General features: G+C 38.5%; 19 protein-coding genes. 17 read left to right on the top strand and 2 right to left on the bottom strand.

Features of this window, described 5'->3' with window-relative positions:
* Positions 1 to 4 precede the first annotated feature (4 nt).
* From LF817_RS14845 to LF817_RS14910, 14 genes are all read left to right on the top strand, one after another.
* On the top strand, positions 5 to 2,551 hold the full coding sequence (locus LF817_RS14845; protein WP_253936591.1) for a VirD4-like conjugal transfer protein, CD1115 family: 2,547 nt from the start codon (positions 5 to 7) through the stop codon (positions 2,549 to 2,551).
* A gap of 25 nt (positions 2,552 to 2,576) precedes the next feature.
* The gene (locus LF817_RS14850) at positions 2,577 to 4,430 is read left to right on the top strand and encodes a pLS20_p028 family conjugation system transmembrane protein (RefSeq protein WP_253936592.1); all 1,854 of its coding nucleotides are present in this window, start codon (positions 2,577 to 2,579) and stop codon (positions 4,428 to 4,430) included.
* A 33-nt stretch (positions 4,431 to 4,463) separates the two neighbouring features.
* On the top strand, positions 4,464 to 4,772 hold the full coding sequence (locus LF817_RS14855; RefSeq protein ID WP_253936593.1) for a DUF5592 family protein: 309 nt from the start codon (positions 4,464 to 4,466) through the stop codon (positions 4,770 to 4,772).
* Positions 4,773 to 5,426 (top strand): hypothetical protein, encoded by a 654-nt coding sequence (locus tag LF817_RS14860; protein WP_253936594.1) that lies wholly within the window; start codon positions 4,773 to 4,775, stop codon positions 5,424 to 5,426.
* Between the two features lie 5 nt (positions 5,427 to 5,431).
* The gene (locus LF817_RS14865) at positions 5,432 to 7,354 is read left to right on the top strand and encodes a VirB4 family type IV secretion system protein (RefSeq protein WP_253936595.1); all 1,923 of its coding nucleotides are present in this window, start codon (positions 5,432 to 5,434) and stop codon (positions 7,352 to 7,354) included.
* A gap of 2 nt (positions 7,355 to 7,356) precedes the next feature.
* Positions 7,357 to 8,457, top strand: a complete 1,101-nt coding sequence (locus LF817_RS14870; protein WP_253936596.1) for a lysozyme family protein — start codon at positions 7,357 to 7,359, stop codon at positions 8,455 to 8,457.
* A gap of 15 nt (positions 8,458 to 8,472) precedes the next feature.
* Complete coding sequence (locus LF817_RS14875; protein WP_253936597.1) at positions 8,473 to 9,051, top strand: hypothetical protein; 579 nt, start codon at positions 8,473 to 8,475, stop codon at positions 9,049 to 9,051.
* Entirely contained in the window at positions 9,048 to 9,911 is an 864-nt protein-coding gene (locus tag LF817_RS14880; RefSeq protein WP_253936598.1) for a hypothetical protein, read from the top strand. The genes LF817_RS14875 and LF817_RS14880 overlap by 4 nt, the downstream gene beginning before the upstream one ends.
* A 250-nt stretch (positions 9,912 to 10,161) precedes the next feature.
* Complete coding sequence (locus tag LF817_RS14885) at positions 10,162 to 10,419, top strand: hypothetical protein (RefSeq protein WP_253936599.1); 258 nt, start codon at positions 10,162 to 10,164, stop codon at positions 10,417 to 10,419.
* A complete protein-coding gene (gene mobP2 / locus LF817_RS14890) occupies positions 10,416 to 11,579 on the top strand; it encodes a MobP2 family relaxase (protein WP_253936600.1) in 1,164 nt (387 codons plus the stop codon). The genes LF817_RS14885 and mobP2 overlap by 4 nt, the downstream gene beginning before the upstream one ends.
* A gap of 10 nt (positions 11,580 to 11,589) precedes the next feature.
* Positions 11,590 to 12,018 (top strand): hypothetical protein, encoded by a 429-nt coding sequence (locus LF817_RS14895; protein ID WP_253936601.1) that lies wholly within the window; start codon positions 11,590 to 11,592, stop codon positions 12,016 to 12,018.
* 40 nt (positions 12,019 to 12,058) lie between these two features.
* The gene (locus LF817_RS14900; protein ID WP_253936602.1) at positions 12,059 to 12,340 is read left to right on the top strand and encodes a hypothetical protein; all 282 of its coding nucleotides are present in this window, start codon (positions 12,059 to 12,061) and stop codon (positions 12,338 to 12,340) included.
* Positions 12,327 to 13,820 carry an ImmA/IrrE family metallo-endopeptidase gene (locus LF817_RS14905; RefSeq protein ID WP_253936603.1) on the top strand — a complete coding sequence of 498 codons (1,494 nt, stop codon included), beginning with the start codon at positions 12,327 to 12,329 and terminating at the stop codon, positions 13,818 to 13,820. Before LF817_RS14900 ends, LF817_RS14905 begins: the two co-directional genes overlap by 14 nt.
* Before the next feature lie 59 nt (positions 13,821 to 13,879).
* A complete protein-coding gene (locus tag LF817_RS14910; protein WP_253936604.1) occupies positions 13,880 to 14,809 on the top strand; it encodes a toprim domain-containing protein in 930 nt (309 codons plus the stop codon).
* A 422-nt stretch (positions 14,810 to 15,231) separates the two neighbouring features.
* Here LF817_RS14910 and LF817_RS14915 read toward each other — a convergent pair whose 3' ends face one another.
* Together LF817_RS14915 and LF817_RS14920 are read right to left on the bottom strand one after the other, a co-directional pair.
* Positions 15,232 to 16,635 carry a restriction endonuclease subunit S gene (locus tag LF817_RS14915; RefSeq protein ID WP_253936605.1) on the bottom strand — a complete coding sequence of 468 codons (1,404 nt, stop codon included), beginning with the start codon at positions 16,633 to 16,635 and terminating at the stop codon, positions 15,232 to 15,234.
* Positions 16,628 to 18,922 (bottom strand): N-6 DNA methylase, encoded by a 2,295-nt coding sequence (locus LF817_RS14920; RefSeq protein WP_253936606.1) that lies wholly within the window; start codon positions 18,920 to 18,922, stop codon positions 16,628 to 16,630. The genes LF817_RS14915 and LF817_RS14920 overlap by 8 nt, the downstream gene beginning before the upstream one ends.
* Positions 18,923 to 19,042: 120 nt before the next feature.
* Here LF817_RS14920 and LF817_RS14925 point away from each other — a divergent pair, with 120 nt between their 5' ends.
* The 3 genes from LF817_RS14925 to LF817_RS14935 all read left to right on the top strand — a co-directional run bounded on the left by LF817_RS14925 (position 19,043) and on the right by LF817_RS14935 (position 20,775).
* Entirely contained in the window at positions 19,043 to 19,582 is a 540-nt protein-coding gene (locus LF817_RS14925) for a hypothetical protein (protein ID WP_253936607.1), read from the top strand.
* Between the two features lie 374 nt (positions 19,583 to 19,956).
* On the top strand, positions 19,957 to 20,550 hold the full coding sequence (locus LF817_RS14930) for a hypothetical protein (protein ID WP_253936608.1): 594 nt from the start codon (positions 19,957 to 19,959) through the stop codon (positions 20,548 to 20,550).
* A gap of 24 nt (positions 20,551 to 20,574) precedes the next feature.
* Positions 20,575 to 20,775: a hypothetical protein gene (locus LF817_RS14935; protein ID WP_253936609.1), complete on the top strand. Its 201-nt coding sequence runs from the start codon at positions 20,575 to 20,577 to the stop codon at positions 20,773 to 20,775.
* Positions 20,776 to 20,887 lie beyond the last annotated feature (112 nt).

Here is a 20,887-nt window from a genome sequence, read left to right on the forward strand (position 1 = left end):
TATTTTGAAATCGATCATCGCTAAAAAGCAGGTGCTTATTCCATTAAGCATCTGTTTTTTTATGGTGACGATGCTTGTGGCCACATTTATTTGGAATCTAGGGTTCGCCATGTGGTCGACCTTACAAACATTTCCGGAATTTAACCAGCCATTAGTGATTAAAGCATCGTATTTCACAGATTTTCATATGAAGGAACTGCCGTATTTCTACGGATTGGCGGCTTTACTAGGCCTCCTCGGTATCGCTCATATGATTTATAAACTTCGCAGCAACTTTAGTCCAGTGGGAACGGATGAAAAAGGGTCCCAGCGATTTGCTACAAGGAAAGAAATTCATCAACAATACAAAGCTATTCCTGATCGCAGGAGTTCCTATTCTGGTCAAGGTGGCCCTGTATTAGCTCGCAAAGGGGAGAACGCTTATATCGATCCATCTCCCGTCAATAACTTGATTATTGGGACAACACGAAGTGGGAAAGGGCAAACGTATGTGATTCCCACAATTGATGCCTATTCTCGGGCGGAGAACCAACCATCTTTAGTGATGAATGATCCTAAGGGCGAACTGTTCGCTTCTAGCCGTGAAACCCTTGAAAGTCGAGGGTATGAAGTGGAAGTTCTTAACTTAATGAATCCGATGCAAAGCATGAGCTTTAACCTGCTGGAGCTAGTCAAACAATCCTATCAAGATGGTGATTATTCTACAGCTCAAACGCTATGCGAAACGATCACTCACATGCTCTATCACAATCCGCAAGCGAAAGAGCCGATGTGGGATGATTCGGCTAAATCTCTTGTCAATGCGATGATCCTAGCGATTACGGAGAAAAGCATTTCAGAAGGAACAGAAGAAAAAATCACGATGTACACCGTAGCTAACATGTTATCAGAATTAGGAACGAAAAATGATATCGATGAAAATGGTCAAGAATTTAACGCGCTGGATCAATATTTTCAAAGCTTACCCCAATCGCATGTAGCGAAAGAACAGTATGCGACGAGTAATTTCTCTAAAGGAAATACGCGGTCAAGCATTTTTACCACAGCTATGAATGGGTTAACAAAGTTTACGATGAGTGAAACCGCTAAGATGACAGCGAAGAACTCGTTAGATTTGAAGAAGGTAGGCTTTGGTCAATTTGTTAAAGGCCAAGGTGCTCCTTTTTCAAAAGTATTTGTCACATTCCCTGATGGGGTGAAGGAAACCAATCAATCAGGAGAGAGTGGTACCTGGACGATTAACTTTTCATCGAAGTTGAAACCAGGGGACATCTTAACTGTTGAGCAAGATAAAGAACCCGTTTCCTCTAAGCAAAAGCGGAACCAAACGAAAGATAAAAAGGAACGTTATGAAGAAAAGCAAAGGTGTGAAGTGAACATTAAGGTGAAGGAGATTCATGAGGATACGGGAGAGGTTCACTTTTCCTCTTCCTTTCTATCCGATAGTGAAATTCGAGTGGAACGAATCACTTATTTCACAAAACCGATAGCTATCTTCATGGTAACGCCGGATTACGATACATCGACGCACGCAATACCTTCTATTTTTGTGAGTCAGTTGTATTATGTGTTATCCAAAAATGCCGCCATCGCAAAAGGGCAGAAGTGTTTGCGGGAAGTGGTTTTTATGCTGGATGAATTCGGTAATATGCCGGCTATTGCAGATATGGACAATAAAATAACCGTTTGTCTGGGAAGAAATATACGTTTCCACTTAGTTGTCCAATCCTATGCTCAATTAAAGGATCTGTATGGGGAAGATGGACAGGCAACGATAAGGGGCAATTGTGGAAATGAGATTTATATCCTCAGTGCTGATTATGATTCAGCTTCTTCCTTCTCATCTAAATTAGGTAAAAGGACATTGAATACGCAAACACGCTCTGGCTCCACGTTCTCTTTAGATAAGTCGAAAACAGAAAGTACGGAAGGCAGAGATCTTCTAACGGCGAACGAACTTCAAGAACTAGAGGAAGGGGACACGGTAGTTCGTCGTGTTTTAATGAGGCGAGATAAGAAGGGGAGAAAAATACGAGCATTTCCCATCTACAATACAGGCAAACACAGTATGAAGTATGCTCACACGTATTTAAGTCAGTATTTTGATACGAGTCGATCCATCACTGAAGAAGAAATACACACCCCACACCGTTATATCAATCCTAAAGAACTGGTTATTGATTTTTATAACCCTTCTCTTCTCAAAACGGAGAAGGAAAACAACGTGGAGAAGTCATCTGGTGAAGCTGAAAATGGTCCGTTTGAAGAAGATAGTGAGAGAAGCGAACCATGGAAAGAACAAAAGGTAGGAGAATTTCTCGACAAGAGCACCCTGCATATGGTCCACCAGCAGGTTGCACCCCTTTTACATCACAGTAAGGAAGAGATGGACCAGGAGCCCATGGAGGTCTTCCTTGAACATATAAAACTGTTAGGAGATGGACAGGAGATCAACCGGCAGGTATACGATCACATACGAAAGCAGACGGACAAATTAAAAGAAGAACAAGAGCACTTGCTTAAGAATGAAAAAGAAAAGACTCCCATGTGAGGGGGACTAAACAGGGGGTGAAACGATGTCAGATGAAGAACTATTAGAAAAATTGCTAGAGTTTTCCGAGGTGTTGTCAACCAATAATATTTTCATCTCGGGCTTACGAATTATGGGCTGGGGGATTATATTATTTCTGAAAATGATTGTAGATAGCCTAGAAGGCATGGTCGACAGTGTCTTATCATTAACAGATTTCTTCTTAAGTGAGCCCGTACAAAGTTTTCTAGATACCATTCAACCTGTGCTTTACGTATTATTAGCCATTTCATTAGCGATGATCGGTTTTCGTTTGATTTTCAATAAAGAGAAAAATCGTGCCGATTTACCAATGAACCTTTTCCTATCGGTGATGACCATTAGTCTTTTGACGTTTGGGATGGGACAAGTCAATGATTTTACTGGGGATGCAGTGAATGTGGCCCAAGTGAACACCGACTCCTTCACGACTTCTGACAGAGTGATGACCGACTACGTTACGGATATTGCCGTATACGATGAAACAGGATGGGAAAGCTCAGATGTTGATAACCAGCATCATGTAAGTCCTGACTCTATAGATAAAATCTCTATTAATGAGACCATTACTAGGGAGTTCGAAAAGGCAAATGGAGATCAACTATCCTCTGAAGGAAAAGAGATCATAATGAATAAAGTTGGCTTAGAATCAAACGGGGAAGAAGGACTAGTAGAGCTAGGCAAAAGTGGTTTATTTGACTTCTTGCCTGAAAATTATTACCGGTGGCATGTCGATTGGTTTACAGCCATTGTGACTCTTGGAGTTATGGCTTTTACGATGATTCTCATATCAATTAAAATCGCTAAGCTATGTTTTGAACTTGGGTTTAATCATGTCGTGGCTCTTATTATGGCTTATGCCGATATCTCAACAGGGCAACGATTAAAAGCGATCATCAAGAATATTGGTAGTATCTTTGCTTCGCTTATTATGATTTTCCTAAGTTTGCGGGTGTATATGTATTACACCACCTTTATCGGTGAAAACCTTGAAGGGATAAGCTATTTAGTGGCTCTGATAGCTGGGAGTTTAGCAGTGATTGATGGACCGAATATCGTTCAGAAGCTATTCGGCATAGATGCTGGACTGAAAAACGCTTGGCATGTAGCTATGGGCGGTTATCTAGCATCGAAAACGTTAGGACCACCTGTAAAGAAAGCTACGGGAGCTATTGCTAGTGGAGGAACTAGTGCCGTTATGAATACGGGAGCTGGGGCAGCTGGTGCCGTTGCAGGAATGGCAGGGAGTAAAACAAAAGGGAAGTCACAGGGGTCTGAACAAAATCAGCAGACGGATAGTCCAACAAAGAGTAACAGAACTCAGGAGGAGAAACAGCCACAAAAGCAAGAACCAAGCCCCATGGAATCCTCCCATAGAGGCCGTTCACCTTCTCATAAAGGATCCACTTTATCTGGGACTTCCATGAATTCTACTCCTCCAGAAATGAGCGAAGAAAAGCAGCAACCTTCCTCTTACTCGAATAACCATCAACGGTCACATGATGAAGGAAGTCAAGGGAAACAACAAGCAAGTGCTTCTATCGAAAAGAGAGAAAATAAAAACTCTGGGTCCCATGAAAAGCCTTTAGAACAAACAGAACAGAACACTAATCATGATGTTCAGAAAGATCAAGGAACCCCAACATCACATCAAGAAACTCCAACAACTACAGATGACATACCGATGCCTAATCAGCACAGAACGGAACAGCGAACCATTAGTCAATACGTTAGGGATCAAGCTAAGGAGCGCATTCAAACTAACAGAAAGGTACAGGGGGCTAAGCGAACGTACAATTTATCAAGAAATTCAACGGAAAACTGGAAAAATAAAATCAAGAAACGCGGACAGGGATCTTAACTTTGTTCGCGTTTTTGTTTTGAGAAAGGAGAGATGACCTTGCAGTACAAAATTCCTTCTGAAATTGGAAGTGAACTTAAAATCAACAGGCTGTTTTACCTTACTGATTTACTTGTGGTGTTAATTTTAGGAGGTATCGGCTTTACTTTTCGGTATGTAGTGCATCCTTCATTGGTTTGGTACTACGTGATCTTTTGGATTGTGTTAATGGTTGCTTGGTTAATACGTCCGAAAACCAATCCTAAGCTGCGGATGGCGAAAGTGTTGCTTTTAGCTGTCAGCCGTGATCGAGTGACTTATTGTGCCGTAGATACAGAAGCGAAAGGGAAAGGAGAATTCTAAATGCCTGGAAGAGAAAAAGGAAAGACTTTGTTCTTCGAAGATAGCGAGGAGCAACAAGCGCTCTTCGATGAACGAGCCAAGCGACGAAGAAAATATAAAACAACTAAAAATCGAAAGAAAAAAAGAGAGGCGGTCAAAGCTTCTATGGCAGATATCCTCCCGATTCAAGATATGACCTCTGATGGATCCTTTGAACTTCAAGAAAAGAAAGGGTACATGGACGTGATGCAGCTGCAAAGCAAAGATATTTACTCACCATCTACGCAAGAAACGGAGTACGACATTATGATGATGGCTAAATTCTTTCAATCCTATGCTCACGACATTAAGGTTGTTTCTATGAATTTTCCCGTGGATATGCAAAAGCAATTAGACGCGATCCATCGTAAAATCGCCCAAAACACAGCCCCTTTATATGAGAGATTCTTACTTAAGAAAAGGGATGAATTGCAGTTTTTAGAAACTCATCGAACCAACCGTGAGTTTTATTTATATATTTACGCCTCAAGCCTTAAGCAGCTAGCTGAATATCGTAATAACTGTCGTCGGTACCTTGGACGAGTGACTCCCATCATTGAATTAACCGATGAAAAGAAGCTTGATTTAATTTATAAGCTCAACAATCTTAATACCAAATTGGAAAAAAGGGGGTAGAAGAATTGTTTTCTTTCCTAAAAACGAAAAACGATGAAGAAGAAACCAAGGCTAGGGGATACAACCCCTACTTATTAGCTCATGTACAACCACAGGGTGGCATTCACTTTCAAGAATCTTATATTCGCAAAGGAGATGGTTTTGAAGCTTGTGTCCATGTCTATTCCTTCCCGAAGAACGTGTCTGATTTCTGGTTAGAACCGATTTTTAATATGGAAAATGTGATTACCACCATGGATGTCGTATCAGACGATCGTTACAAAGTACGTGATGGATTAAATAAAGGGATGGCCGAACAAAGTTCCCGTATCATCAACGAGAAAGATAATGCAGGGATTATCGAGGCACAAAATAATTACGATGATTTACGAGAGCTTTATAACCAAGTATCCGAAGAGGGCGAGATCGTAAAGCGTGTCCATCTTCGCCATTACGTCAGTGCCCCTACAAAATCTGAATTAGAGGATAAAGTGAAAGCTGTATTGTCCAACTTACAAGATGAAAATTTTAGAGGGTCCATCTTCTTAAATGAACAGGAATATGAATGGCAATCCCTTCTATCGAATTATACAGAACAATCCACTTATCGGAATAAACGGGAAGGGCAGCCGATTCCTGCATTAGGCTTAGCTGGTGGTTTTCCTTTTCATTTTACGAGTCTTAATGATCCCTACGGCACTTTTTACGGAACCACGTTAACTGGAGGGAATGTGGTTTTTGATTTATTTCATCGTGATAAGCAGCGAAAAAGTTATAACGGGGTCATGGTCGGAGCGATGGGAGCTGGAAAATCTACTACACTCAAGAAAATCATGCTGGACAATGCGATCAAAGGATATAAGGTCCGAACGTTTGACGTGACCGGGGAATTCGCCGAATTAACGGAAGCTCTAGGAGGAAAGCAAATTGCCCTAGATGGATCGGATGGAGTCATTAATCCCTTACAGGTCTATCGGACAGCTGAAGATGAGTACACGTCCTTTACCCAGCATTTATCGAAGTTGACCACGTTTTATAAATTCTTAGCTCCAGAAGCTACAGATAGTGAACTAAAAGAGTACGAGAATCTATTAAGGAAGCTTTATGAAAAGACAGGGCTTTGGAGAGATGAGGAAGACTCGAACATTACGAAACGCTCGGTGAATGATTATCCTATATTTACAGATTTCCTGGCGTTCATTGAAGATCACCTCTATGAAAATATCGAGGAAGGAAAGCAATGGGAGAAGGTGAGCCAGGAGAGAAAACGGCGGTTGGAAAGTATTGAATTGAACATTCGTAACATTGTGGAAACTTATGCTCACTTGTTCAATGGAGCTTCAACGATTGAACACTTTGATGCTCAACAAGTAGTTACCTTTACGTTGCGAGGGCTATCCCAAATGCGTGCGGAGGTTTTTCAAGCCCAACTGTTTAACGTACTGAATCTCCTTTGGGATTCGATGCTGACAAATGGAGCTCCACAGTTCGATGCGTATGATCGAGGCGAGCTCGCGTTTGAAGAGGCGGTTCGCTATCTCATCTTAATGGACGAAGCTCATCACATCATCAACACAAAAAAGAAAAGCGAAAGTGCGTTAGACTTCTTAACCAAATTTAGTCGAGAGGCACGGAAATATTTTGGGGCATTGCTTTACGCAAGTCATACCATTCGCGACTTTGTGCCGGAAGGTTCGGACCAAAGTATGGTGGAAGAAATTAAGAAGCTATTTGAATTGACGCAGTACAAAATCATCATGCAGCAGGATAGCAACAATCTAGAGATGATGCAGCAGATATTTACGGGGCAGTTAAGCCAAAGTGAGCTTCAGGATATCCCGTATCTTCAAACAGGGGAGACCATGCTAAGTATCCGTGCGGTGGAGAACATTCGTTTTAAGGTGGAAGTTTCTGATGAGGAATTAGCTTTGTTTGGAGGAGGTGCATAAGGATGCCTTGGTCCCTTCTCCTAGGGCTAGTACCTCGGAAAGTGTGGCTGTGGTTAATAGGGATAGTTGGTGTGCTTTTTGTGCTTCAAATGGTCTTGTTTGCTTCAGCCATTACGACCTTAATTGGATTTGAGAAGAGCGATTCTAGTGAAGATGTTCAATCGATTGATGCCGTAAATGGAACAGCTCAAGTCTCTGCTCAACTTGAAAATTATCGCCCTCTATTTGAAGAGTATGCAGCCGAGTACGGCGTTTCCGATTATGTTGAACTCTTGTTAGCCAAAACCATGCAGGAATCAGGGGGACGTCTTGACGACGTCATGCAGGCCAGTGAATCTCTCGGTCTACCACCGAATACTATTGAAGATCCCGAACGAAGTATTAAGGTAGGTATTCGCTATTTTGCAGACATGTTAGAGAAAGCTGGAGGAGATGTGAAGCTTACCCTTCAAGCGTACAACTTTGGAGGAGGGTTTATTGACTATGCCGACAATCACAATGATGGAGAATACAGCAAAAAGTTAGCGATTGAATTTTCACAGACGAAGTATCAGGAATTGAAGCATACGGGCATGTACTCATGTATCCGACCGGAGTCCGCAGAAACGGGGGCTTGCTATGGAGATATTGGTTATGTAGAAGCTGTTTTGGGTTACCTTAAAGGCGGTGTCGTTGAATCGGATATTGAGCCAACGGGAGAGTGGGTTATGCCTATTTCAGAAGCTCTTACCCAGACATCAGATTACGGGATGCGCTCGGATCCATTCGATGGAACGTCCACTATGCATCGAGGCATAGATTTTGCTTGTACCAACGCAGTTACTCCCATTCAAAGCGTGGATCATGGCCAAGTGGTAGAGGTGGAAAGAAAAAACTCAGGGTACGGAAATAACGTTCTCGTGAAACATGAAGAGGGAGTTTTTAGTCACTACGCTCATTTGTATGCGATAAGTGTACAGGACGGGGACGTTCTTCAAAAAGGAGCAGAAATCGGTAAATGTGGATCAACGGGAGATTCCACAGGTCCCCACTTACACTTTGAAGTAAGGACGAAAAACCAATACGGAACGGACGTAGATCCAGCACCTTATCTAGATCTATAAGAAGGGGGATGCTCAATGAATAATCGGTTCCTTTTCGGTTTGCTTTTGTTCTCTTTGGTAGCAACGACCGTATTTAATGTGTACGTTGCAGGTGCTTCTTCCAAGGAAGACATGCAGGCTGAAATAAGAAGTCTTGAAGTAGAAAAACAACAAGCTTTGGAAGAGAAAAATGAATTAAAACACACGCTAAAGGAAGAAGATCCAGCTGAGATTCAGAAGCACCATAAAGCTTTAGAAGAGCAAGTTTCTGCTTTTATAGAAACAGCTTTTGTGCAAAACAAAGACACGTATCAGGACCGAAAAAAGAAAGCTGAAAATATTATGAGTGACGAGTTAGTAAACACTTTCTTTCCTACCGATGTGTATAAAGGGGAAACGGAAACGAGTGTAGATGACGTCGAAGTATTTATTAAAACCGGCAACCTTGCCAGTAATCATGCCCAAGTCATTGTAAGGCTGGAGCACACCCTCCACTCTTTAAAAAATGATCAAAACCAAGTGTCTCCTGTCTTTATAGAAGTGAACGTTCAACGGCAGAAAGATCATTGGATCATAACAGACTTTAAAGACGTCAGGGAGGAGAGAAATGAATGAAAAAAACAACCAATGTCTTAGCAGAAGGATCCACAAAAAAATATTTAATTGGATTAAGCGCCATGGCTGTGGCGCTTCTTTTTTTCTTATTTTCCGGATTTTTATTTGGAGATGAAGGTCAATCTGAAATCCAACAAACGCCTCTGGATGAGCCACTGCATTTACGAGGTGCAGGAGACTTAGTGGTTGAGGAATGGACCTATAATTCTGAGAAGAATCTTATGATCGTTATATTGAATGTGAACAAATCGACGTCCATCTTAAACGATACGTTGAGCTTTGGGGCTCAAGAAAAAGAACATCCAAATCGTGAACTTCCAACCCAAGTCGAGTATCACGATGAACAACGGTATGTGGTTAGTATTCAACAGGTAAGTCCTTCCTTTGATGTCATGGCATTAGATATTACGAAGGAAAAAAACGAACACTTTGCTCTGGAGACAGAAGGACAAGCTTCACTGAAAGGAGGTGAGGAAAAAGAGGAGTTAGCACGGATCTATACTGATCAACGAGAGGTACAACATGACCAAACATTGAGTCTACAAACGGAGCAAGAATATGAAGTAGATGCTATATCTCAAGACATTAAACAAGCGGAGCAAGAGGTTGTCGATAAGGAAAATCAAATTCAAAAAAACGATGAGCAATTAAAAGAAATGGATCAGGAAATGGTCGAGCTAGAGTCTCAACAAATGTATGAAACAGAAGAAGAGAAGGAGCAAACAACGGCGCGTATTGATCAATTAGAAAATGAAGTTGATCGCCTTCAGAGAGAAACCACAGAGCACGAAACGACGATACAAACGTTACAAGAAAAGATTAAGATGCTGAAAGAAAAACGAGAGATGATGGAAAGTTAAAGTCAGTAATAAAAAGAGAAAGCATCAACACAAGGGCCACACATCTCCTGTGCAGGGACCACACATCACGGTGAAAACACGAATGATTGTTCCTATTTTAGCCACACAGCGACCGCACATCTGGAGATTTTCTTGTTCCCTCGTTTTGCCCGGCTCTGCCGGGATTCACACGCCAAGTGGGAACAAAAACCCCTTATGCTCTTCTCTTTATTCACTAGTTTTAGGGACTTCATCAAAAGGAGTGATGGTAATGGAAGTAAGAATTCGTTATATGGATCCAAAAACTGTTCAACGAATTGACGAACTTGCGGAAGAAAAAGGGTTAAGCAGGCAGGAGTTTTTACATGCTCAGCTGCAACAGTTGGCTGTCTTTCGTGAGGAGAACAATCGTGAACAAAGACTTCAGCAATTAGTTGATCGAAACATTCAAACGATGGCTCATTGTTATACAGCCATTCGAGAAATGAACGATCTCTTACAGATAGAAGAACCAGGTGAAGAAGCATGAGTGAAACTATAACGCCTGGGGTGGTTTTAAAAACAAAATTCGTAACAGCGAATAACAAAGGGTTCCAAGATTATATACAGTATGTGGACCGTGAAGAAGCGAAAGGAAAAGGGAAAGCTCATCGGTCCATGTTTAGTTTATATAATCACTATATGGACGATCCGGATAAAACATCGGCTTTGTTTACTCAACAGTCAGATCACTTATCTGTAGAAGGAAAACAGGGTATTAAATCTTTGTTTGAACAAGCTCAAACGAATAACAGTATCATGTGGCAAGACGTCATTACATTTGATAATGATTGGCTTAAAAATCGAGGTGTTTATGATTCAAAGACACACAGCTTAGATGAAGATGCTTTGAAGCAAGTGACAAGAAAATCCATGCAGTCGATGATGAAAAAAGAGGGATTACAAGAGAGTGCTGTTTGGTCGGCAGCCATTCACTATAATACTGATAACATTCATATTCATGTGGCCACAGTCGAACCAAATCCAACTCGTGACCGTGGAAAGCGAAAGCCGAAAACTCTAGACGCGATGAAAAGTGAAGTTGTGAATGGATTGTTAGATCGAACGCAAGAACGGAATCAAATAAACTCGTTGATTCGTGACCATATGGTGAATGAAAAGAAAGAGAATAACAGCATGAAATGGAGCAATAGAGAAATGAAACCTTTGTTCCTCGACGTGTATAATCACTTGCCTAAAGATAAGCGACAGTGGCACTATGGCTATCAAACGCTGAATCCTGTTCGACCGAAGATAGATGAACTAACGACAAGGTATTTAGATAAGTATCATGGCAAAGATATGAAGCAGCTGCATGATAGATTGGACCAAGAAGTGACCGAACTAAAACAGGCTTATGGAGATGGACCGAAGGATAAGAAGCGCTATCAACATTACAAACAAAATAAGTTGGATGATCTCTATAAACGAATGGGCAATGCGTTCTTACAAGAAATGAAACGGTACTACCACCAGCAGTATTCAAGACAAACAACACACACCAATGCTTCTTATAAATCCAAGCACTCAGGGATTCAGTTACAACGTTCCTTGAGAAGTATTCAACGTTCGATGGGACAAACCTATGATCAGTTTATCAATGACTTGGATCATCAGAAGTTGGAACGAAAAATCGAAAGAGAAGGGTAGGGGTACAAGGATGAGACGACGACAAAATGTAACACTCCATGAAGAGACGATAGCGTTAATTAAAGAGTATCAGGAACAGCATCATATTCGTTATCCTGGTGAAGCTTTAGACCGTATAATTGAGGAATGGGAAGCGCAGAAGGCAAAGGACCATTCGCAAGAATATCTCATGAGTTTAATGGCACAACGTTTCCAAGACCTGTTTTCGGAAGAAGTGAAACGGTTGCGGTTAGCAGCCAATCGAAGCGATAAAAATACACAAGTCCTTCTGGAATTAATGAACGGTTTTGCGATGGATCAGAACTTAGAAAGCTGTGTGACCACACCGATCTTTGAGAGCCCAGCGATGAAGGATGCAAGAGAAGCGGTGGAAGAAAGAATTAGTCATCAGCGTCAGAAGAGAATCAGTGCCGGAGAGACTCAACCAGCTTCAAGTTAATGGTATGAATGAGGAAGTATCCAACAAAGGAGTGGAAGGTATGCTTTTGTTTAATAGCAATTACGAAGTAGGTGTGTTTAAGCGATTAAGTGAAAATAGTGAGCTCGTAATCGACGTGGGACAAGAGGAATATACCTTAACGTTAAGTGATGAGGAAATGGATGATCTGGAGCAGCATTTAGTGAATCAAGAGAACCTACTCATTCTATTTAACAAGAAAACAAAGGAACTGATATTAAATACTGAACCCAATTACGATGAGGAAGAAATGGAAGAGCTCATGAACATTAGTGAGGGAGCTGAGGATTATGGCGAAGACTAAACGATCCTATAAACAGAAATCACCGGAAAAGGTTAAAGAGGAGATCAATCGACTGACAGAGGGGATGGAAGAAAGTATTTCTAAACACTTTCATTCTCCTGAGCAAATGAAAGAGTACCTAGACTTTATGGGAAAGTTCCATAGGTATTCTCCACGTAATACGGCACTGATTGACTCACAGTTTCCAGGTGCTGAAGCTGTAGGGTCTTATGCCTTCTGGAAAGACAAAGGGTTCACTGTAAACAAAGGAGAAAAAAGTCTAAAGGTTCTTGTACCTAACCGATTAGGCCAGCAGTTTCAAGATCAAGAGGGCGAATGGAAACCTTTGAAATATGCAACGAAAACCGAAAAGCAACAAGTCAAAGACGGCCAACTCGATAAACGAGATGGCCGTCTTGTTTATTCTACCGGGAGTGTGTTTGATATAGCTCAAACGTCTACGACTCAAAAAGATCTGCCTCAAATTTTTCCTAACAAATGGATCGATGGGGAGGTTGGAAACTACAGTCAGCTTCGACTTGGTATGGAGGCTATAGCCGATAATAATAATATTCAAATTGTGGAGCCTTATGAAGAGTTAGGATCAGCCAAAGGCGTAAGTTACACAGGAAGAGGGGAAGTGGCTCTTAATCCACGCAACTCGGAGCGACAAGATACAAAGACACTGTTGCATGAACTGACTCATGCCAAACTTCACACCAAGGAAAACATAAATGATTACACCAAACCAGAGAAAGAATTTCAAGCGGAAATGACAGCTTATACCGTTGCTTCTTATTTCAATATTGATACCAGTGACTACTCATTAGATTATCTGCATCACTGGACCAAGGATCATGAATTTAAAGACCATGAAAGCTTATTACAAGAGGTTCAGTCAACAGCTAAAGAATTTATTACAACCATTGAAGAAACCAAGAGCTACGAAAAGGAAGGGGAGAAAATTATGAGTGTTAAACCACCAAAACGTGAAATGGAAGAAGAGAAACAAGAAGGGGAGATGTTACCTTCAGAAAAATTTAGAGATATGTACAAAAGCCAAGTGAGCAAGGCTGAGAAGGATAGCGGACCTTTTGGCAAGGAAGAAAAGGCCGAAGCAGAATATTCACATCAAGAATTCAAAGATGCTTATAAGAAGGAGCTTATGAACTTTATTGAACCAACCGTCGGAAAAGAATTAGATAAAGAAGAAAATAATGACCGACAAGAACGTTTAAATCAGATGCGTGCTTTTCAAGAGGCTCACAGTAAAAAAGAGGTGTACCAACTCAAAAAGGAATCTCTTCAAGAATTAAAAGAGCTACCATTAACTGATCGTGGAGAGCAGCGACTATCTCAAATTGAAAGTAAGTTGGACCGAGAGTTCCATGAAGAGAAAGAAAAAGAAAGCACCACTTCGAAAATGAGGCATGGGATGGGGAACAAGGAGGATTTTCAGCAGAAAGAAAAACAAAAAGAAAAAGTAGAGGTTGAACGCTAGACAGGGAGTTATCTCCCTGTCTTTTTTTATATCTAAATTTAGAGAGGAGGAAGTGCTGCATGGCTAAACATGTGAGCGCGGACCAAGTGGAGGTTGCTCGTAACGTGGATCTCATAGACTATCTGGAGCGTAAAGGGGAGCCATTGAAGAAAGAGGGAAGATATTACCGACACCAAGTGCACGACAGCTTGGTGATTAAAGATCAAATGTATGCCTGGAACTCTAGAGACGAAAAAGGAGCTGGAGTCATTAACTTTGCGAAAATGTTTTACGGTATGAGCTTTCCGGAAGCTGTTCTGGATTTAAATGAACAAGGTTATAAAGTGAGAGACAATCTCCAAGAGCAAAAGCCTAAGGAGCCTTATCAATATCCTTCCCTTTATGAAGTGAACGATAGGACAAAGGCTAAGAATTACCTTACGAATGAACGGAAAATTCATCCCAAGATTGTTCATTGGCTTGAAAATAAAGGTTTAATTGCTCAGGATAAGCTAGGGAATGTGGTGTTTAAGTGGAAGCAACAAGGAGCGGTGGTAGGAGCTGATCGCCAAGGAACATCTCCAATGAAGGATGGTCGAATGTTTAAAGGCATTGATAGAAACAGCCATGGATCGGCTGGATTCTCAGTTGATATAGGTAATCCTAAATCCATTTACCTATTTGAAAGCCCGATTGATGCACTGTCTTACTGGAGTATTAAGAAAGGGAAGTTACAAAATACTCGCTTAGTTTCTATGTCCGGGCTTAAGAGGCAGACTATGATTGATGAAATAAAACGGATGGGGAAGGAAGGTCATAAAGTGAATCAAATAACGTTTTGTACGGATAATGATAAGGCTGGGAGGGAGTTTGCAAATAAGTATAACCGACTAATGAGTGAAGAACTATCTAAAGTTGATTTACCTATCAATAAAGACTGGAATATAGAGATTAAGAATCAAAAGAGGTTAGTCGTAGAAAGGTTGGGTGTGCAACAAAATGAAAAATAAATGGTGGAATTCACGACTCAAAATCGTGTTCTTCACGGAGTGTCGGTTCGACCCCGACCACCGGTATCAATACGCGACGGGTACGTTCACCACAAACAGGACATCGTTGGGTCCTCTTTGGAACTTTAATATGAGGGAGAAGAGAATCTTCATCTTCCTCAGATTTCGTGATATTCACTTCTTCTAATCCGGGCAAAGTCTGTTAAACTATATGTACACGCAACTCCTTTACTGCTTGTTTCTCGACAATTCAAGTTTAAAGGTAATAGGAGAGTTTGCATGTATTTTTTATGCCGAATTCTCTAAAACCCAACATATATTTTAGAGCCAATATTATAGGCCCTTGATAAATCAACCTTATTTAAAATTGAAGGCTTTTTAATCAAGGGTCTAATATATAACTTAATTGATATAGATTTAGACTAATTATGTGCAGCCGTATTAATTTCAAATACTTCTTGCTCAAATTGATTGAGGGCTTTTTGTTTTAGCTTATCAATTAATTGTTCGCTCTTTTCAATTTTTTTATGGTGTACTTCGACATATTTAATTATTTCCCTTTGAATTTCTAAAGGTGGTTTCGGAATAGGGAAATTATTTAATTTTTTAGAATCAATGCTTTGAACTGTGGTACTACTTTTTACCAACTTTAACAGTAACTTTTGAGCGTATTTCAAAAAATAATGTAGGTACTCTTTAAGAATGCCTACTGTACTTTTAAGTTCAAAAGCCCTTAGATCTTGATTTATTGTAACTGGAACCGTGTTCACTGCTATTGGAACAGTATGTTGTAGAATTCCACTTCTTACAACTGCTAAGATTGAATTCTCTGGTATTATTTTTGCTGCTTTTTCATCAATTGCCTTATTAGTAACTTTATCAATTGAATCAGAGACTAAATCAGTTTTCATATCTTTAGGTGATACCCATGGAATATTTCCGTTCCAATAGTCAGGACTTTTTTTGGATGGGGTCCCTCCGCTCCTTCCAATACATAGCTCTCCAAGAGATTGGGTTGGATAAATTGAACTAAATACAGATCCTGAATGCTTGCCCCCTAATAAGTATTCTAATGACCATAAATTCATATCTTTGTAATTAATAAATTGTAACCCTTTTTTTATCTTACTTTCTGGAGTTTTAATACCCAAGATCTTAAGTATAAACTGTTCCACATCTTGTTGTATCGTAGTGATATTATTTTGAAGAACCTGCGTTTTTTCCATTTTTCGATTATACTTTCGAACTATTGATTTTTGTATTGGCAAAGGAGGGAGTGGAATTTCAATATCCAGAAAAAACTTTTCTTGTAGATAATGTCGTCCTGTCGTTCCTACGCTCGCACTTTGGCAATATAGGTGGAATTCCTTTGAAGATGTGAGTAAATTTAAAAAATACGGATCAATAGCCTTATAATTCACATCAAAAGCCCAAAAGTTTCCAGTGATAATCCCATTATCACACTCTGTTGGAACTACCCCAAAAGCACCATTGCGAGCATCGATTTTAGAAAGTAGAAATTGCCCGGCTTTTATTAAAAATTGCATTTTAGTACCGATTTTTTTACCTTCTACCTCATTTCGCAGCTTAATACCTTTGTTGTTTAAGCTAATTGTTGGTCTTTTATAGATTTTTTTATCTTCAATCCTTATTGCAGTCTTATTACGTGTAAGAATGTCACCCAATTTAACTAGAGGATACTTATTTGAAAACTTCAATTGGTTACCAAGAAGGGAGTACGTACTCCAATTGTTTACATCCTTGTATTTCACAGTATTTATAAATTTATATGTTTTAGGTATTTGTTTATGAGAGGTCTTATTCATAAATTTTCATGCTCTTTCCTAATCCATTTTGTACTATACCTGTTTCTTCAATAAAGTTTGTTGTTTTATTCTTTTTAGTTTCCCATAATTGATTTTCAATTCGATAGTCATTGTATTCGGAGGATACGTCTTCAAGTTCATTATCAGTTACCGCTCCTGTACTAGTAATTCCAGCTTTTTCAACTTGTACAACAGGAACATCATAATCAAAGTATTCTTTTAATAATTTTTTTGATTCTTCACTAATTAAATTTTCAATTTTAATTAGATCCTTCTTTACTATTTTCCTTAACTCTCTTAATTGAATACGTAACTGACTTTTTTTTCTTTTATCGGTTGTATCCTTTATTTCTGCTTCCATTTTATTTACAGGATCTAGAATTTCTTCTATTTCCTTCTCATATCTTTCTCTTACTTCCTGTCTAGATTTTTCTTTTAGTGTATTATACTCATCTGCTTCTTTTTCAGTAAATTTTTTAAGAAATACTATGCTTGGTTTTACGTTCGCTCCAGCAGCAATAAACACATCTTGTGGGATAGAAGTAATCAATAAAATGCGAGCTTTTCCTTCAAAATATTCCCTAACAACTTGAAGTTGGGATATGTTTAATACACCCTCAGGTAAAACAATGCCCATTCTGCCACCAGGCTTAAGTAATTTTAAACATCTTTCCATAAACAATACTTCAGTCAATGTACTATGATTTCCAAGATCAAATAAATCTAAAAGATTTGATCCAATATTGTTAGACACTTGTCCCATCGCTTTAAGAAAATCGTCCCCGAAACGTTCTTTATTTAACTTAATTTTTTCAGGATCTTTAGTGCTATCTGCTTCTGATATCTTAGTATCTCTGGAAATTCTAGCACCGAAAGGGGGATTGGTTAATATAACGTCGAATCTTTCTTCGAAAACACCGCCTATATTAATTAGACCATCATGATGATAAACCCCACCGTGGCCATCCCCATGCATAATCATATTCATTTTGGCAGTTCTTGCACTTCTTGGCTCGGCATCAGTGCCAAAAATTCTATTGTAACTTAAATCACCAATTCTAGTATTCTTATCTGTAGGGTCAAGTTCTTCATTTAAGATCGCAGTAGCTTCATTTATTTTATTTATAATTTTACTTTGTTCTTCATCAGGAAGGTTATCGAATTCATCAGAAATAAGCTTTGACTTAATTTCCCGTTTTGCACTATTAATTTCATTTTCAATTTTTGTTCTAATATGTTCATAAGCACTAATTAAAAAACCACCTGTGCCACAGCATGGATCACATACAATTTCTGTTTCTTGAGGATCCAAAACACTAGTCATAAAGCTTACTACACTACGTGGTGTGAAAAATTGTCCTAAGTTTCCTCTAAAAGTTTTACCCAAAAATTCTTCGAAGGCAATACCTTTGACATCATCTGAAGTATCTGAGAGGTTGTATTTTTCTAGTAAACGTACTATTTCTAAAAAACTAGCTTCTCTAATTTTTATCGTATCATCTTTGTCGAATATTTCTTCATTAATAAAGTGAAGTTTTGTCTGGTTAAATATGTGCTGGTAAAAAGGGACGCCTGTACTATCTGTTTCCAAATAAGATTCTTTTAGTTCTAGGAATCTTTTTTTAGAAAATACTTGTCGTTCTTTTCCCTTCGTTCTCTCATAACGTATTTTCATAAAAAGTATTTTTGATATTTCATCAAAAGCCATCTCTGGAGATAGTTTATCATTATTTCGAATTACATTATGACAGGAGAAAAGAAGATTTTGAAATTCATCTCTTGTAAATGCTCTTGTCTCATTTAATAGAGCATTTATTTTTTTGTTATCGTTAATATCGCTAGCATGAGGGATGTTTCTAATTTCTTCATTAAATTCATCGGGCATTGTATCTTCATTTGTTTTAAAGAATCGAGTTTGTTTTTCATTTGTACAAACAAAAAACTTTGCTCTAGCCCAGCCAGCATAGTTTGCCCCTTGAAAGAAATCCCCACGCTGAATCTTTACATTTTCTGCCTTACACTCTACAACAATTAAGGCGTGCTTTCTGTCTAGTTTATCTTGTTCACTTTTCCAAATTACAATGTCCGCTCTTGCCTTACCAAGACCTCTATTTGAATTATTAACGGTAACTTCTTGCCTCATTTGTTTAAGGTCGTAGCCGTAATCATTTACAAGAATGGTTATGTAGTTTTGTCTGACGTGTTCCTCAGGCGTTAAGATCAACCAATTGTTCTTTAGTGGTGCAAAGATCTTATTTTTGCCATTATCTATTTGTACCTCTATCATTTTCATTACCTCTTTGCATTATATTTTATCCAAATATTATAACATATTTGATGATGAATTTATTTTTACTAACTTTATATTTTTAAAAAAATAATTCATTAAAAACCCAATCCCACACTAATGCAAAAAGAGGAACTTAAAAAATGGTTTTGGAAGGTTGCATTAAGCAGGTGCTTTGCTTCTTTTAACATAGCTCAAATAACAATAGATTTACAGCAAATTAGAAAGTTTACTTTAGGTGAAATTGAAGTTAATAAATTTATAGATTATGACAAATTTGTTAGGGAAAACTTTAGGTTAAATAAAGCAAGCAGTAAAACTTTTGCCTTGTTTTTAGAAGAGAGACGACCACTGAGTTTATTAGATGGCTTAAGAATAAACACAGATAAATCATTAGCTGTGGTAAACAGACATAAATATCATTATATCTTCCCTAAAGATTTCCTTAAATCATCAGTGATTAATAACATTGACCCACACTCCAACATTTGCTTATTAAGTATGGGGAATAACAGAACAATATCAAATTCACGACCTTCAATTTATATCAACGAATTAGAAAACATCCTGGGAGATAAATTGGAAGAAGTTTTAAAAAGCAACTATATGGATAATGAGGCTTACACGGCTGCATTAGATGAAGACTATGAAAGTTTTTAATAGCGAGGTCTATACTATTAAAAGATGCAGCAATGGATTTAAGTGCAGATTATAGAGGCTCATTCAACAAAAAAATTTAAAATAAGTATTCTAATAAGTATAAATTGAAAATTGCTAGCCAATTCATCAGGGGTTATTTTACAGGTATAAAACTAACCCTTATACCATAAATAGCCCCAATCCATCTTCAGTGATAACAGATTGTTTGTAAGACCCTCTATCTGTTGGATAATAAAGAATAATAGATTCAGCCTCCCTTACTAGAGAAACGGTCATCAATATATAGGATCTAAAAATTGGAAATTTTAACTTGAAAAGGAATTTTTATAATTTATAATTATATAAATAGAGGAATTAAAAAAGGGGGAGGAATATTGACTCAGGAAACAGACAATAAAGATAATAAGAGAGAAGATAGTTCGTTATTGCACTCAACCCAGCCTAAAGAGGAAACCCCAACTAAATACCCCTCATCAGAACTAATTCTCTCTGCTATTCTTAGAGAATACGATAAAGAAGATGAGAGAGCTAAGACTTTAGATACAAGAGTTGGGATTTTCATTTCATTGTCTGGCGCATTACTATTATTCATTTCTTCTTATGTAAAGCTATCTCTATTAATAGATACACAGGTGAACAGTGTTTATGGAGCAGTACCCTATGCTTTTTATCTTATTTTTACAATTTCATCACTTATCTTGTTAGTAGCAAGTGTTATTTATTTTCTTAGAGTTGTTTCAATTAGAAATTATGAAAGGGTTGGACTTGAAGAATTTAAACAAGAGGAAAACAATAAAGCTAACCAGGACGTTGTAGCATATTCGCTCATAAAAATTTATTGCCAAAATATTAGTTTTAACTCCAAAGTAAATGATGAAAAGGTAAAATTGTATAAGAAAGGTATCTTTTCAATCGCTCTAGCTCTAATATTAACAGTCCCATTATATATCATTTCTATTAATTTATAAGCTAATAAAGGAGGTGAGATAATATTGACTGATAAGGAAAGTCTTTCAGATTTGATTTCTAGATATGGTGATAGTAACAATAATAGTGATGATGGACAAACTCCATCATTTCGTTCGGAACGTATTGAAAAATCTGATAAACCCACATTTAAATCAAGACAGACGTTCGAATATCTGACTCCAGAAGAAGCTTTAAAAATTCTAAAGCAAAGACCAAAAAGATAATTAATTGGCTTTTGTATTAAAGGGAGAATGCTCAGGTAATAAGCATTTTCCTTTTTTGTTAAATGGATAAAGTTATTAGAGCATGAAGCTACAATGATAGTTCGAGCACTTG

It is taken from the genome of Halobacillus sp. A1, from assembly GCF_024189295.1.
Taxonomy (GTDB): domain Bacteria; phylum Bacillota; class Bacilli; order Bacillales; family Halobacillaceae; genus Halobacillus_A.

Excerpts from the sequence above, each read along its gene's own strand:
- LF817_RS14850 (WP_253936592.1), top strand. The coding sequence starts at position 2,577 with ATGTCAGATGAAGAACTATTAGAAAAATTGCTAGAGTTTTCCGAGGTG.
- LF817_RS14855 (WP_253936593.1), top strand. The coding sequence starts at position 4,464 with ATGACCTTGCAGTACAAAATTCCTTCTGAAATTGGAAGTGAACTTAAA.
- LF817_RS14860 (WP_253936594.1), top strand. The coding sequence starts at position 4,773 with ATGCCTGGAAGAGAAAAAGGAAAGACTTTGTTCTTCGAAGATAGCGAG.
- LF817_RS14870 (WP_253936596.1), top strand. The coding sequence starts at position 7,357 with ATGCCTTGGTCCCTTCTCCTAGGGCTAGTACCTCGGAAAGTGTGGCTG.
- LF817_RS14875 (WP_253936597.1), top strand. The coding sequence starts at position 8,473 with ATGAATAATCGGTTCCTTTTCGGTTTGCTTTTGTTCTCTTTGGTAGCA.
- LF817_RS14880 (WP_253936598.1), top strand. The coding sequence starts at position 9,048 with ATGAAAAAAACAACCAATGTCTTAGCAGAAGGATCCACAAAAAAATAT.
- LF817_RS14885 (WP_253936599.1), top strand. The coding sequence starts at position 10,162 with ATGGAAGTAAGAATTCGTTATATGGATCCAAAAACTGTTCAACGAATT.
- mobP2 (WP_253936600.1), top strand. The coding sequence starts at position 10,416 with ATGAGTGAAACTATAACGCCTGGGGTGGTTTTAAAAACAAAATTCGTA.
- LF817_RS14895 (WP_253936601.1), top strand. The coding sequence starts at position 11,590 with ATGAGACGACGACAAAATGTAACACTCCATGAAGAGACGATAGCGTTA.
- LF817_RS14900 (WP_253936602.1), top strand. The coding sequence starts at position 12,059 with ATGCTTTTGTTTAATAGCAATTACGAAGTAGGTGTGTTTAAGCGATTA.
- LF817_RS14905 (WP_253936603.1), top strand. The coding sequence starts at position 12,327 with ATGGCGAAGACTAAACGATCCTATAAACAGAAATCACCGGAAAAGGTT.
- LF817_RS14910 (WP_253936604.1), top strand. The coding sequence starts at position 13,880 with ATGGCTAAACATGTGAGCGCGGACCAAGTGGAGGTTGCTCGTAACGTG.
- LF817_RS14915 (WP_253936605.1), bottom strand. The coding sequence starts at position 16,635 with ATGAATAAGACCTCTCATAAACAAATACCTAAAACATATAAATTTATA.
- LF817_RS14920 (WP_253936606.1), bottom strand. The coding sequence starts at position 18,922 with ATGATAGAGGTACAAATAGATAATGGCAAAAATAAGATCTTTGCACCA.
- LF817_RS14925 (WP_253936607.1), top strand. The coding sequence starts at position 19,043 with ATGCAAAAAGAGGAACTTAAAAAATGGTTTTGGAAGGTTGCATTAAGC.